Origin of the sequence: Enterococcus sp. DIV0167, assembly GCF_050541555.1 — a bacterium.
Taxonomy (GTDB): domain Bacteria; phylum Bacillota; class Bacilli; order Lactobacillales; family Enterococcaceae; genus Enterococcus; species Enterococcus faecalis.
Window position 1 is genome coordinate 875,102 of the sequence record NZ_CP172933.1, and the last position, 14,923, is coordinate 890,024.

Annotated in this window: 14 protein-coding genes; 13 read left to right on the forward strand and 1 reads right to left on the reverse strand. The window is 37.0% G+C overall.

What is annotated here, in order from left to right; genetic code table 11:
- Nucleotides 1–104 precede the first annotated feature (104 nt).
- From IGM09_RS04365 to IGM09_RS04405, 9 genes are all read left to right on the forward strand, one after another.
- On the forward strand, nucleotides 105–1,427 hold the full coding sequence (locus IGM09_RS04365; RefSeq protein ID WP_033624896.1) for a Y-family DNA polymerase: 1,323 nt from the start codon (nucleotides 105–107) through the stop codon (nucleotides 1,425–1,427).
- Between the two features lie 4 nt (nucleotides 1,428–1,431).
- A complete protein-coding gene (locus tag IGM09_RS04370; RefSeq protein ID WP_010710518.1) occupies nucleotides 1,432–1,821 on the forward strand; it encodes a hypothetical protein in 390 nt (129 codons plus the stop codon).
- 71 nt (nucleotides 1,822–1,892) lie between these two features.
- The gene (locus IGM09_RS04375; protein ID WP_002360617.1) at nucleotides 1,893–2,090 is read left to right on the forward strand and encodes a hypothetical protein; all 198 of its coding nucleotides are present in this window, start codon (nucleotides 1,893–1,895) and stop codon (nucleotides 2,088–2,090) included.
- 17 nt (nucleotides 2,091–2,107) lie between these two features.
- Complete coding sequence (locus IGM09_RS04380; protein ID WP_002358136.1) at nucleotides 2,108–2,413, forward strand: hypothetical protein; 306 nt, start codon at nucleotides 2,108–2,110, stop codon at nucleotides 2,411–2,413.
- Between the two features lie 52 nt (nucleotides 2,414–2,465).
- The gene (locus IGM09_RS04385) at nucleotides 2,466–2,897 is read left to right on the forward strand and encodes a universal stress protein (RefSeq protein WP_002391595.1); all 432 of its coding nucleotides are present in this window, start codon (nucleotides 2,466–2,468) and stop codon (nucleotides 2,895–2,897) included.
- A gap of 69 nt (nucleotides 2,898–2,966) precedes the next feature.
- Nucleotides 2,967–3,209 carry a hypothetical protein gene (locus tag IGM09_RS04390; protein WP_002358134.1) on the forward strand — a complete coding sequence of 81 codons (243 nt, stop codon included), beginning with the start codon at nucleotides 2,967–2,969 and terminating at the stop codon, nucleotides 3,207–3,209.
- 369 nt (nucleotides 3,210–3,578) lie between these two features.
- A complete protein-coding gene (locus IGM09_RS04395) occupies nucleotides 3,579–4,025 on the forward strand; it encodes a GNAT family N-acetyltransferase (protein ID WP_010713539.1) in 447 nt (148 codons plus the stop codon).
- Between the two features lie 139 nt (nucleotides 4,026–4,164).
- A complete protein-coding gene (locus IGM09_RS04400; RefSeq protein ID WP_002375225.1) occupies nucleotides 4,165–4,878 on the forward strand; it encodes a DsbA family oxidoreductase in 714 nt (237 codons plus the stop codon).
- A 70-nt stretch (nucleotides 4,879–4,948) separates the two neighbouring features.
- A complete protein-coding gene (locus tag IGM09_RS04405; protein ID WP_002358131.1) occupies nucleotides 4,949–5,344 on the forward strand; it encodes a DUF805 domain-containing protein in 396 nt (131 codons plus the stop codon).
- A gap of 185 nt (nucleotides 5,345–5,529) precedes the next feature.
- Here IGM09_RS04405 and IGM09_RS04410 read toward each other — a convergent pair whose 3' ends face one another.
- Complete coding sequence (locus tag IGM09_RS04410) at nucleotides 5,530–6,951, reverse strand: helix-turn-helix domain-containing protein (protein ID WP_033624897.1); 1,422 nt, start codon at nucleotides 6,949–6,951, stop codon at nucleotides 5,530–5,532.
- A 174-nt stretch (nucleotides 6,952–7,125) separates the two neighbouring features.
- Here IGM09_RS04410 and ebpA point away from each other — a divergent pair, with 174 nt between their 5' ends.
- From ebpA to srtC, 4 genes are all read left to right on the forward strand, one after another.
- Nucleotides 7,126–10,590, forward strand: coding sequence for an endocarditis and biofilm-associated pilus tip protein EbpA (ebpA, locus tag IGM09_RS04415; RefSeq protein WP_162782967.1), 3,465 nt, complete (start codon nucleotides 7,126–7,128; stop codon nucleotides 10,588–10,590).
- Between the two features lie 3 nt (nucleotides 10,591–10,593).
- Nucleotides 10,594–12,024: an endocarditis and biofilm-associated pilus minor subunit EbpB gene (ebpB, locus tag IGM09_RS04420; RefSeq protein ID WP_033624899.1), complete on the forward strand. Its 1,431-nt coding sequence runs from the start codon at nucleotides 10,594–10,596 to the stop codon at nucleotides 12,022–12,024.
- Nucleotides 12,021–13,904, forward strand: coding sequence for an endocarditis and biofilm-associated pilus major subunit EbpC (ebpC, locus tag IGM09_RS04425; RefSeq protein ID WP_010775721.1), 1,884 nt, complete (start codon nucleotides 12,021–12,023; stop codon nucleotides 13,902–13,904). Before ebpB ends, ebpC begins: the two co-directional genes overlap by 4 nt.
- Nucleotides 13,905–13,997: 93 nt before the next feature.
- On the forward strand, nucleotides 13,998–14,855 hold the full coding sequence (gene srtC, locus IGM09_RS04430; RefSeq protein WP_002360607.1) for an Ebp pilus assembly class C sortase: 858 nt from the start codon (nucleotides 13,998–14,000) through the stop codon (nucleotides 14,853–14,855).
- Nucleotides 14,856–14,923 lie beyond the last annotated feature (68 nt).

Genomic DNA, 14,923 nt, shown 5'->3' on the forward strand with positions numbered 1-14,923 from the left:
ATTTTTTTTTGATCACCGACCGTTCTTGAAAAAAACAAAAAAATAAACAGTGTTCGCTTGATTAATCGAACGTTTGTTCGTATAATGATTTTGCAAGTGAGGTGATGTTTGTGAAATTTGATTATGAAAAAGAACCTAGTCGCGATATTCTTTGTATTGATTGCAAAAGTTTTTACGCTAGTGTAGAATGCGCAGAACGTGGGTTAGATCCGTTGAAAACGATGTTGGTAGTGATGAGTAATGCCGAAAATGCGGGGGGATTAGTTTTATCAGCATCGCCAATGGCAAAAAAAGTTTTAGGTGTTTCAAATGTTACGCGTAAAAATCAAGTGCCCGCTCATCCTGATTTATATGTGGTTCCGCCACGAATGAATTTGTACATGAAAAAAAATCAAGAAATTAATAATTTATATAAAAAGTTTGTCGCAGATGAAGATCACTCTGTGTTTAGTGTAGATGAATCATTTCTTGATGTAACGGCTTCTTTAAGTTATTTTCATTGTGAAACTGCCTATAAAATGGCTCGGATTATCCAAAGAGTCGTTTATAATCATGTGGGTATTTATGTGACCGTTGGGATAGGGGACAATCCGTTACTGGCTAAATTGGCGTTGGACAATGGCGCCAAACATTCGCCAGATTTTATTGCAGAATGGCGGTATGATCGTGTACCAGATACTGTCTGGCAGTTGCCTTCTTTGACAGATTTTTGTGGGATTGGTCGCAGAATGGCTAAACGACTGAATCGTTTCGGAATTGATTCTGTATATGAGTTAGCGCAAGCGAATCCGCATCTTTTACAAGAAACATTTGGCGTGATGGGGCTTCAATTGTATGCTCATTCATGGGGGATTGATCGTACCTTTTTAGGGAAAAAAGCGCAACATAAAGCTGAAAAATCATTTGGGAATAGTCAGATTTTACCGAGAGATTATGCGCGAAGAGATCAGATTGAACTAGTCTTAAAGGAACTGACAGAACAAGTGGCTGCTCGTTTAAGAAAAGCGCATTGTCAAACGGAATGTATCACAGTCTACGTTGGTTATTCCAAAGGACAAATTGACCGTGAAGGACGAACTGGTTGGCGAAAACAACAAACGATTCCTGCAACAAACAATACAAAAGTTTTGATTACCTATGTCTTAGCCCTTTTTAGAGAACATTATCTAGCGGGAACCGATGTCCGGCAATTAGGGCTTTCTTATGGGAAATTAGTTTGGAATGAATCTTTACAATTAGATTTATTTTCGGAACCAGAAGAGCAAATTAGTGAAATGGAGTTAAACTATCTGATTGATAAAATCCGACAAAAATTTGGCTTTCAAGCTTTAATCCACGCCTCTTCTTTGTTGGAAGGCGCGACGGCAATTCATCGTTCAGGATTAGTCGGTGGACATGCTGGAGGAAATGTCGGTTTAGGAGGATAACATCATGAAACGAACAAAAAAAGAATTTACACCTTATAATGAGTACCATGATCGTCCCTTTGAACTGAAATGGGCGACCGCTTTTGCATTGGGGGAGTTACAAGAAGGAATCGAAGCTTCTGACGAATATTCTAAGAGAGCATTTGAACGCTTACCGCAACAGACAACAGAAGAAATTGAAGAATACTTAGAGCAGTCTTTAAAAAATAACCAGGTTTTAGAAATCCAATTGAATACTTTGGATGATTTTGGCCGTGTTCAACCGCCAATTGTTGGTGTTTTTGAAGGGATGAGTTCAATGGAGTATGCAAAAGTTGGAAATACACATATTTTATTTGAAGAGATTCGGCATATTAAAAGTCATGAGTTTACAAAGTGGTCGAGCCTTGATTAAAAAACTATTGTTATACGTGCGTTTTGTGAAAACATATGAGATAATGTTCATAGGTAATGGAAATAAAAATTATGGAGGTGGCTAGGATGGGACATCATTTAAAAGGACACCATGGCAAAAAAACAAACGCAAATGGCGGTTTTTTAACAAAGTTATTGGCAGGCGGCGCCTTAGTGGGCGTAGGAAAAAAGTTATACGACAATCGTGAAAAAATTAAAGAGCTGTTAAGTGACGACAAAGAAAAAAGCAACGATACTGAAAACAAATAAAGGACTGGATTGACGGAATGGTAAAAGATGCAGCGTATATTATTGAAGAGATTACCACGATTTTAGAAGGAACCTATTTTGTGATAACCAAGAAAGCGAATAAGCGCCGCATGTGTTTACATGTTTCAGATACCGCGAAAGAATTTTTACGTTGTCGACTGGAGTATGAAACATTCTTAGAGCAACAGTTTGATTATGCCACAATGTTTTTAGAAACATGTACGGAAGATGTTTCTGTTGAAATTCAAACAGGACTACTTGAAGAAACAAATTATCAAGCATTAACCGTGGAAAAATTACAACAGATAGCCACTAAAATGTAACACAGCTGTTGTGTTAGTTTTGATTCTTAATTTGGTTAAGGAGGCGGATAAAATGTCAGTATATCAACATATTTTGGTTGCTCTTGATGGCTCAGATCAATCTGAAAAAGCTTTTCATGAAGCTGTCAGGATTGCCAAAGAGGAACAAGCTACTCTTTATTTAGCTACAATTATTAATGATGCTGAATTTACGACGAGTCCATTTTCTTTTGAAGAATTGTATGATTTAGAAAAACACAAGTCAGAAGAGATGCTCACTGAAAAGGCAAAACAAGCGAGTGAAATTGGTGTAAAAACAGTCAAAAAAATTGTTGAGCTTGGGAGCCCAAAACGTTATCTTGCCAACACGATTTCTGAAAATTATGCCATAGATTTAATTGTGCTAGGTGCCACGGGAAGAGGTGCTATTCAACGAACCTTGATTGGTTCTACTACAGATTATGTGGTTAACCATGCTTTGTGCAATGTCTTAGTCGTTCGCTAATTGTGAGTAATTAATCAAGGAAACAATGTTTTATCGGGACGTTTTTTAAATTAAACGAGAGGTGAGTTTATGAAAACAAAAATCGGAAAAACAGTTATCTTGTCAGCGTTTTTATTCACAAGTTTCCTTTTACTGAGTGGTTGTACCTCGGCTGGCGAAGAGATGGAAAAAACAATTGATCGACAGAAAGAAAAAGTCGATAAAACGGTCGATAAGCAGAAACATAAAAATGAAAATTCCATGGAAAGTTACGACGAAAAAGTTGACCGTTCTTTAGATAGTCAAGAAGACAAAATCGATACTACTGAGTAACGGGAAAGCTTTCAACTATCGGCTAGTAAATAAATAATATACAAAAGGGAGCATCCACTGCAGTTATTTCTCACAGCGGATCCTCTCTTTTGTGGTTAAAAAGAAAAAGTTAACTGCTCCCCAACAGTTAACTTTTAATCATGTTGCACATAGTTAAAACACTCTATATATCATTTATATCATTTGAAACGGGCAGTGTAAAAAGAAATCTCTTGAAAAGAGTCTCCATTTATAGGGAAGATTTCCCATAAAAAAGAGAAACGTATAATCACAGAGAGTTAGAGAAAGCAAAGGGAAATAAGTATGTTAAAATAAGAAGCAAGAAAGAAGACAAGTATGCAGAAAATAACAACTAATTAGGTGAAAACAATGGAAATACATTTTGAAAAAGTAACAAACGATAATCGTAAAGCAGTGGAAAACCTACAAGTTTTCGCTGAACAACAAACCTTCATTGAATCAATGGCAGAAAATCTAAAAGAATCGGACCAATTTCCAGAATGGGAATCGGCAGGTATTTATGACGGCAATCAATTAATCGGCTATGCCATGTATGGACGTTGGCAAGATGGGCGCGTTTGGTTAGACCGCTTTTTAATTGATCAACGGTTCCAAGGACAAGGTTATGGGAAAGCAGCCTGTCGACTTTTAATGTTAATGCTAATAGAAAAATACCAAACAAACAAGCTATACTTGAGTGTTTATGATACGAACAGCTCAGCAATTCGGTTGTATCAACAACTTGGTTTTGTATTTAATGGTGAATTAGATACGAATGGTGAGCGGGTAATGGAATGGACACATCAGAATAAGTAGATAGAACAGGTGAGACAAAAGCCATAGCGCATTTTGTTTCATCTTTTTCTTTTAATTGGCTTCATTTGTTTACTTTTAGTAAGTAAAATGGTAAATTTAGTTCAATCTGTTTTGAAAAAAGAGTTACTGGAGGGTAAGGATGAAAATAGAATTTTTCCATGATGTTATTTGTAGTTTTTGTTTTCCAATGTCTGACCGCATGCATGAGATTCAACAAGAATTTCCTGAAATTGAATTGATTCATCGGTCGTTTGCGTTGGGGTGGTCCGCAAACGATTTTGAAACAATGTTTGGCTCACGAGCAGCAGTAAAAGAAGAAGTTTTGACGCATTGGGTGCATGCCAATCAAAACGATTCAAAGCATCGTTTTAATATTGAAGGGATGAGGAAGCAACGATTTGATTTTCCAACATCAAAGAATGCATTATTAGCAGCAAAAGCAGCTGGATACATTGGCAACCAAGACACTTATTGGGTACTGTTTGATAAGTTACAAGAAGGTTTATTTATGAGAAGTTTAAATATTGAAGAGCCAGAAGTAATTGAGGAGCTAGTAAAAGAGACAACGATTGATTTTGCTTTATGGAAAGAAGCTGTTGCTTCCGAGGCTGTTTGGACGGCAGTTCAAGAAGATTTTGCGCTAGCTTCTGCTTATGGTTTACAAGGAGTTCCCGCACTAATCATTAATCAAAAATATTTAATTAATGGTGCAGTACCGAAACAACAAATCAGCCAAACTATTCAAAAAATTCTCGCAGAAGAAAAACAACAGCAACCGTTAGTTTCATTAACTCCTTCTTCTGAAAAGTCAGCTTCGTGTGAGTTTAAGGAAGGCACATGGACGTGTCATTAAGCGGCATAAAATAACGTTATTCTTTGACAAAACGAAAGACTTCTGTAATAGTTAATGCGGGGGTGATAATATGTTTAACGCGTATAGAGAATACTGGAATAATATTACAACAATGAATGCGTCAGCAACACGAGCACAATATTGGTGGCCACAATTAATTAATTATTTGGTGTTAGGGATTTATTCAGCAATTACGGGCGTTTACAGATATATTGAAGTAACACCCAATGATGGAACAATCATTAAAGAATGGAATACTGTGACCATTATCTTTTTCTTGCTGACTGCTTTAATTTGGTTGGCAAACTTTACTGTTCGAGCAAGAAGATTGCATGATCGCGACCACAGTAACTGGTGGATTTTATTCTATTTACTTCCTTTTATCGGTACTTTAGTGATCTTCATTACATTAATTTTGCCAAGTAAAAGTCACACAAGATGGCCAGTGAATCAATCAGAAATTTAATTTGCTGGTTTCGTTTAGCTGATTATCTTAAGAGTGAAAATAGGACATAAGTCGAAATGACTTATGTCCTATTTTCTTTTTGATTTCAGAAAAATAAAAATATCTTCTGTATGATGGCACCTCACATTACGTGATTCTTGATAAAAGGGCTATCTTTTTGGTAGATAGGGAAAACCATTAAGACGTTAAAAGTTTAATAAATCGAGCAATTCTCTTTTGTTAGAAAATAAGATAGCATCATTAATTAAAATACTTGGAACACTGGTTTCAATAATTGGTTGATTGGTAATAATCAAATCAAATTCTTCAAGTTGATGTTCACCTAATTGTTCTTCCGTAATTGCTAACGTATTTGAACGAATCCGATGCAAAGCTAAAATATCGTGGACATAGTTTCCAATATATTGACTATGATTCAGGCCCATGTCGCTAATAATCAAAATCTTTTTTGAGTCGAAACTCTGGTTAATTTCTGGAAAAGTATTAAGCAACCAAAAAATATAAGAAGATGAATAGTTTAATAGATTTGTTTCTAAAAGAGCGGAAAAGAAATGCAATTCTGCTTTTAATCGTGCATATAAGTGAAGCTGAGTAAAATGAATTTGTCGAGTGAAAAAGGTGGCCCTTTGTGTCAATTCGGAGGTGTCAAAAGGCACTAATTGAGAAAACAAATAAAGACAGGTTAACAAGTGAACAGCGAAGTCGACGACTTCTTCTGTTAATTGTTCAATCTGTGAAAAAGCATTAAATTTTAAATTTTCACGTATTCTTTGACTGATGACTTCTTGGTCTTCGGAGTAGTATTGCCGAAAAGCGCCTCTTTGAAAATACCGGAGAACTTCCCGATAGGTTTCACGGCTGAGCCCAGTAAAATGACGACTGAGTAAAAGATAATCTTCCATTTTGATTGGACTCTTTTTATCTGTTTTTTTCTGGAAACGTTGCTGAAAGCCTTGATGCTCTCTTAATAAATCAACAATAAAATACATAATAAAGAAATCGTGTTCATAACTGTTATCCATACTAATAATATTTAATTGGCATTGATTACGACGCATTAATTGTTTGATTTCTTGCTTATCTAATTGATAAGGCAATTCATAATGACCATAATACATTAAAAAGAAAAAGGTTGTAAAAATACGTAAAGGCAATTCTTCTGTTTGGCTAGTTAATTGATAGCCTTGATCAACGATAACGCGAAGAGAGTAAGTTTCCAAGACCTGATTACACTGCTTCAATTTTCGAGCAAAAGAAGAGCGACTAATATTGATGGTATCGCAATAATATTCGATGGTTTTGCCAGGATTTTGGATAAACTCATGGAGCAATTGGGTGGTCGTTGACGTTTTTGCCATATCCGTCAGCACGTTTAAATATAAGGACACATTAAAGTTTTCTAAACGATAGCCTAATTTATGCGATGTTTTAATGGTTAAACTTTCGCCCCAACGCTGTTTAATCTCCTCAATATAACGAATAAAAGTAGACTCAGAACTACCAATATATTTTGCAAGTTCTTTTTTAGTCATCCATTTATCAGAAATGGATAAGACACGAATGATTTCTTCCATTTTCCGATAATTTTTTTCTAAAAACCTAATCATATTGTTTCCTCCCAAGTCCTTTACTTTAATGAAACAATCATCGAAACAATAACGCAATTTCAGAAATGAAACCGCTTGGTATGAAAGCTGGTGTGATTTAATGAGCTCCTTCTCTGTATAATAATTATCAGATTAGAATAATGAAATTTTACGTGCTAGGCAATTCTAATTTAACTGTTAATTCATAAAAGAAAGGAGAGAACAGACATTAAATTACTAAAGAAATTTGGGGTTTTCGGCGTAGTCTTTTTACTTGTCTCATCCTATTTCATACCGCTCATTGGCTATGCAGAAACAGCCAAAGAAGTTGAAATTACATCCGCTCAAATGATAACAGATGAGAATGATAAAACGAATATTAATATCGAGTTAAATCTTCTCAACCAAACAGAGCAGCCATTACAACGAGAAATTCAATTGAAAAATGCACAGTTCATGGATACTGCTGTAATTGAAAAAGACGGATATTCTTACCAAGTGACTAATGGTACGCTTTATCTGACTTTGGACGCACAAGTAAAAAAGCCGGTACAGCTTTCGTTAGCTGTTGAGCAAAGTTCGCTTCAAACAGCTCAGCCACCTAAGTTATTGTATGAAAACAACGAATATGATGTTTCAGTTACTTCTGAAAAAATAACAGTAGAGGATTCTGCTAAAGAATCAACTGAACCAGAAAAAATAACTGTACCAGAAAATACGAAAGAAACTAACAAAAATGATTCGGCTCCAGAAAAAACAGAACAGCCGACCGCAACAGAAGAGGTAACCAATCCATTTGCAGAAGCAAGAATGGCGCCAGCCACTTTGAGAGCGAATCTGGCACTACCTTTAATTGCACCACAATACACGACGGATAATTCTGGTACTTATCCGACAGCTAATTGGCAGCCCACAGGCAATCAAAATGTGTTAAACCATCAAGGGAATAAAGATGGTGGTACACAATGGGATGGTCAAACGAGTTGGAATGGGGACCCTACTAATCGCACAAATTCTTATATTGAGTATGGCGGTACAGGAGACCAAGCCGATTATGCCATCCGAAAATATGCTAGAGAAACAACAACACCAGGGCTTTTTGATGTATATCTTAATGTGCGTGGAAATGTTCAAAAAGAAATCACACCATTGGATTTGGTCTTAGTCGTTGACTGGTCCGGAAGTATGAATGAAAACAATCGGATTGGTGAAGTACAAAAAGGAGTGAACCGTTTTGTTGATACATTGGCAGATAGCGGTATTACCAATAACATCAACATGGGCTATGTTGGCTACTCAAGTGACGGTTATAATAACAACGCCATTCAAATGGGACCGTTTGATACAGTCAAAAATCCAATTAAAAATATTACGCCAAGTAGCACTAGAGGAGGAACTTTCACTCAAAAAGCATTAAGAGATGCTGGTGATATGTTAGCAACGCCAAATGGACATAAGAAAGTTATTGTACTTTTAACGGATGGCGTCCCAACCTTCTCTTATAAAGTGAGTCGAGTTCAAACAGAGGCGGATGGTCGCTTTTACGGGACACAATTTACGAATCGACAAGACCAACCAGGTAGCACTTCTTATATCTCTGGTAGCTATAATGCGCCAGATCAAAACAATATCAATAAACGAATTAACAGTACGTTTATCGCCACGATAGGTGAGGCAATGGCCTTAAAACAACGTGGGATTGAAATACATGGATTGGGCATTCAATTGCAAAGCGATCCACGAGCTAATTTATCTAAACAACAAGTTGAAGATAAAATGCGCGAGATGGTGTCAGCCGATGAAAATGGAGACCTTTATTATGAATCCGCGGATTATGCACCAGACATTTCTGATTATTTAGCGAAAAAAGCCGTTCAGATTTCAGGAACGGTTGTAAACGGAAAAGTAGTTGATCCAATTGCTGAACCTTTTAAATACGAGCCAAATACATTATCAATGAAAAGTGTGGGTCCTGTTCAGGTTCAAACATTACCAGAAGTGTCGCTAACAGGCGCTACAATTAATAGTAATGAGATTTATTTGGGTAAAGGGCAAGAAATTCAAATTCATTATCAAGTACGTATTCAAACAGAGTCAGAAAACTTCAAACCTGATTTTTGGTATCAAATGAATGGTCGGACAACGTTTCAGCCATTAGCCACGGCCCCTGAAAAAGTTGATTTTGGGGTTCCTTCTGGAAAAGCACCTGGCGTGAAGTTAGACGTGAAAAAAATCTGGGAAGAGTATGATCAAGACCCAACAAGTCGGCCAGATAATGTGATTTATGAAATTAGTAGAAAGCAAGTAACTGACACAGCCAACTGGCAAACTGGGTATATTAAATTATCAAAACCAGAAAATGATACCAGCAATAGTTGGGAGCGCAAAAATGTAACCCAACTTTCCAAAACCGCGGATGAAAGCTATCAAGAAGTTCTTGGGCTTCCCCAATACAATAATCAAGGACAAGCTTTCAATTATCAAACAACCCGTGAATTAGCAGTTCCTGGTTACAGTCAAGAAAAAATCGACGATACTACTTGGAAAAACACGAAGCAGTTCAAGCCATTAGATTTAAAAGTAATCAAAAATTCTTCCTCAGGTGAGAAAAACTTAGTGGGAGCCGTCTTTGAATTGAGTGGTAAAAATGTTCAGACAACATTAGTGGACAATAAAGATGGGAGCTACTCCTTGCCAAAAGATGTGCGCCTACAAAAAGGGGAACGCTATACATTAACTGAAGTAAAAGCACCTGCAGGACATGAGTTAGGTAAGAAAACGACTTGGCAAATTGAGGTGAATGAGCAAGGCAAAGTAAGCATCGATGGACAAGAAGTGACCATCACAAATCAAGTTATTCCATTGGAAATTGAAAATAAATTTTCTTCTTTGCCAATCAGAATTAGAAAATACACCATGCAAAATGGCAAACAAGTGAACTTAGCAAAGGCGACTTTTGCGTTGCAAAGAAAAAATGCTCAAGGAAGTTACCAAACTGTGGCAACTCAAAAAACAGATACTGCAGGATTGAGCTATTTTAAAATTAGTGAACCTGGTGAGTATCGAATGGTGGAACAATCAGGACCATTAGGCTACGACACTCTTGCTGGAAATTATGAATTTATTGTTGATAAATATGGGAAAATTCACTATGCAGGCAAAAATATTGAAGAAAATGCGCCAGAATGGACACTGACACATCAAAATCATTTGAAACCTTTTGACTTAACGGTTCATAAAAAAGCCGATAATCAGACGCCACTTAAAGGAGCGAAATTCCGTTTAACAGGACCAGATACGGATATTGAATTACCAAAAGATGGCAAAGAAACGGATACTTTTGTTTTTGAAAACTTAAAACCAGGGAAATATGTCCTAACAGAAACCTTTACGCCAGAAGGATATCAGGGGTTAAAAGAACCAATCGAATTAATAATTCGCGAAGATGGTTCAGTCACGATAGATGGGGAAAAAGTAGCAGATGTTTTAATTTCTGGAGAGAAGAATAATCAAATTACTTTAGATGTTACTAACCAAGCAAAGGTTCCTTTACCTGAAACTGGTGGCATAGGACGCTTGTGGTTTTACTTGATAGCGATTAGTACATTCGTGATAGCGGGTGTTTATCTCTTTATTAGACGACCAGAAGGGAGTGTGTAATCAATGAAAAACGCACGTTGGTTAAGTATTTGCGTCATGCTACTCGCTCTTTTCGGGTTTTCACAGCAAGCATTAGCAGAAGCATCGCAAGCAAGCGTTCAAGTTACGTTGCACAAATTATTGTTCCCTGATGGTCAATTACCAGAACAGCAGCAAAACACAGGGGAAGAGGGAACGCTACTTCAAAATTATCGGGGCTTAAATGACGTCACTTATCAAGTCTATGATGTGACGGATCCGTTTTATCAGCTTCGTTCTGAAGGAAAAACGGTCCAAGAGGCACAGCGTCAATTAGCAGAAACCGGTGCAACAAATAGAAAACCGATCGCAGAAGATAAAACACAGACAATAAATGGGGAAGATGGAGTGGTTTCTTTTTCATTAGCTAGCAAAGATTCGCAGCAACGAGATAAAGCCTATTTATTTGTTGAAGCGGAAGCACCGGAAGTGGTAAAGGAAAAAGCTAGCAACCTAGTAGTGATTTTGCCTGTTCAAGATCCACAAGGGCAATCGTTAACGCATATTCATTTATATCCAAAAAATGAAGAAAATGCCTATGACTTACCACCACTTGAAAAAACGGTACTCGATAAGCAACAAGGCTTTAATCAAGGAGAGCACATTAACTATCAGTTAACGACTCAGATTCCAGCGAATATTTTAGGATATCAGGAATTCCGTTTGTCAGATAAGGCGGATACAACGTTGACACTTTTACCAGAATCAATTGAGGTAAAAGTGGCTGGAAAAACAGTTACTACAGGTTACACATTGACGACGCAAAAGCATGGATTTACGCTTGATTTTTCAATTAAAGACTTACAAAACTTTGCAAATCAAACAATGACTGTGTCGTATCAAATGCGTTTAGAAAAGACCGCTGAGCCTGACACTACGATTAACAACGAAGGACAATTAGTCACGGACAAGCATACCTTGACTAAAAGAGCCACAGTTCGTACAGGCGGCAAGTCTTTTGTCAAAGTTGATAGTGAAAATGCGAAAATCACCTTGCCAGAGGCTGTTTTTATCGTCAAAAATCAAGCGGGGGAATACCTCAATGAAACAGCAAACGGGTATCGTTGGCAAAAAGAAAAAGCATTAGCTAAAAAAATCACGTCTAATCAAGCCGGTGAATTTTCAGTTAAAGGTTTAAAAGATGGCCAGTACTTCTTGGAAGAAATCTCTGCACCAAAAGGTTATCTTCTGAATCAAACAGAAATTCCTTTTACGGTGGAAAAAAATTCTTATGCAACGAACGGACAACGAACAGCACCGTTACATGTAATCAATAAAAAAGTAAAAGAGTCAGGCTTCTTACCAAAAACAAATGAAGAACGTTCTATTTGGTTGACGATTGCAGGCCTGCTAATCATTGGGCTGGTAGTCATTTGGCTATTTTATCAAAAACAAAAAAGAGGAGAGAGAAAATGAAGCAATTAAAAAAAGTTTGGTACACCGTTAGTACCTTGTTACTAATTTTGCCACTTTTCACGAGTGTATTAGGGACAACAACTGCATTTGCAGAAGAAAATGGGGAGAGCGCACAGCTCGTGATTCACAAAAAGAAAATGACGGATTTACCAGATCCGCTTATTCAAAATAGCGGGAAAGAAATGAGCGAGTTTGATAAATATCAAGGACTGGCAGATGTGACGTTTAGTATTTATAACGTGACGAACGAATTTTACGAGCAACGAGCGGCAGGCGCAAGCGTTGATGCAGCTAAACAAGCTGTCCAAAGTTTAACTCCTGGGAAACCTGTTGCTCAAGGAACCACCGATGCAAATGGGAATGTCACTGTTCAGTTACCTAAAAAACAAAATGGTAAAGATGCAGTGTATACCATTAAAGAAGAACCAAAAGAGGGTGTAGTTGCTGCTACGAATATGGTGGTGGCGTTCCCAGTTTACGAAATGATCAAGCAAACAGATGGTTCCTATAAATATGGAACAGAAGAATTAGCGGTTGTTCATATTTATCCTAAAAATGTGGTAGCTAATGATGGTAGTTTACATGTGAAAAAAGTAGGAACTGCTGAAAATGAAGGATTAAATGGTGCAGAATTTGTTATTTCCAAAAGCGAAGGCTCACCAGGCACAGTAAAATATATCCAAGGAGTCAAAGATGGATTATATACATGGACAACGGATAAAGAACAAGCAAAACGCTTTATTACTGGGAAAAGTTATGAAATTGGCGAAAATGATTTCACAGAAGCAGAGAATGGAACGGGAGAATTAACAGTTAAAAATCTTGAGGTTGGTTCGTATATTTTAGAAGAAGTAAAAGCGCCAAATAATGCAGAATTAATTGAAAATCAAACAAAAACACCATTTACAATTGAAGCAAACAATCAAACACCTGTTGAAAAAACAGTCAAAAATGATACCTCTAAAGTTGATAAAACAACACCAAACTTAGATGGTAAAGATGTGGCAATTGGCGAAAAAATTAAATATCAAATTTCTGTAAATATTCCATTGGGGATTGCAGACAAAGAAGGCGACGCTAATAAATACGTCAAATTCAATTTAATTGATAAACATGATGCAGCCTTAACTTTTGATAACGTGACTTCTGGAGAGTATGCCTATGCGTTATATGATGGGGATACAGTGATTGCTCCTGAAAATTATCAAGTGACTGAACAAGCAAATGGCTTCACTGTCGCCGTTAATCCAGCGTATATTCCTACGCTAACGCCAGGCGGCACACTAAAATTCGTTTACTTTATGCATTTAAATGAAAAAGCAGATCCTACGAAAGGCTTTAAAAATGAGGCGAATGTTGATAACGGTCATACCGACGACCAAACACCACCAACTGTTGAAGTGGTGACAGGTGGGAAACGTTTCATTAAAGTCGATGGCGATGTGACAGCGACACAAGCCTTGGCGGGAGCTTCCTTTGTCGTCCGTGATCAAAACAGCGACACAGCAAATTATTTGAAAATCGATGAAACCACGAAAGCAGCAACTTGGGTGAAAACAAAAGCCGAAGCAACTACTTTTACAACAACGGCTGATGGATTAGTTGATATCACAGGGCTTAAATACGGTACCTATTATTTAGAAGAAACTGTAGCTCCTGATGATTATGTCTTGTTAACAAATCGGATTGAATTTGTGGTCAATGAACAATCATATGGCACAACAGAAAACCTAGTTTCACCAGAAAAAGTACCAAACAAACACAAAGGTACCTTACCTTCAACAGGTGGCAAAGGAATCTACGTTTACTTAGGAAGTGGCGCAGTCTTGCTACTTATTGCAGGAGTCTACTTTGCTAGACGTAGAAAAGAAAATGCTTAATTTCTAGCATCACCGAAGAAATTTTTAGAAAAACAAAGAGCCTGGGCCAATCACTGTCCCAGGCTCTCATGCTTTATTTTTAAGGAGGAAGCAATGAAGTCAAAAAAGAAACGTCGTATCATTGATGGTTTTATGATTCTTTTACTGATTATTGGAATAGGTGCATTTGCGTATCCTTTTGTTAGCGATGCATTAAATAACTATCTGGATCAACAAATTATCGCTCATTATCAAGCAAAAGCAAGCCAAGAAAACACCAAAGAAATGGCTGAACTTCAAGAAAAAATGGAAAAGAAAAACCAAGAATTAGCCAAAAAAGGCAGCAATCCTGGATTAGATCCTTTTTCTGAAACGCAAAAAACAACGAAAAAACCAGACAAATCCTATTTTGAAAGTCATACGATTGGTGTTTTAACCATTCCAAAAATAAATGTCCGTTTACCAATTTTTGATAAAACGAATGCATTGCTATTGGAAAAAGGAAGCTCCTTGTTAGAAGGAACCTCCTATCCTACAGGTGGTGCGAATACACATGCGGTCATTTCAGGCCATCGTGGTCTCCCTCAAGCCAAATTATTTACAGATTTGCCAGAATTAAAAAAAGGCGATGAATTTTATATCGAAGTTAATGGGAAGACGCTTGCTTATCAAGTAGATCAAATAAAAACCGTTGAACCAACTGATACAAAAGATTTACACATTGAGTCTGGCCAAGATCTCGTCACTTTATTAACTTGCACACCGTATATGATAAACAGTCATCGGTTATTAGTTCGAGGACATCGTATCCCATATCAACCAGAAAAAGCAGCAGCGGGGATGAAAAAAGTGGCACAACAACAAAATTTACTATTATGGACATTACTTTTAATTGCCTGTGCGTTAATTATTAGCGGCTTCATTATCTGGTACAAGCGGCGGAAAAAGACGACCAGAAAGCATGGAAATTAACGATTCGTATAATAAAAGTGACTATGTTTTTATTTTTTTAAACCCTTTACGTAGTAAATCAATGACCA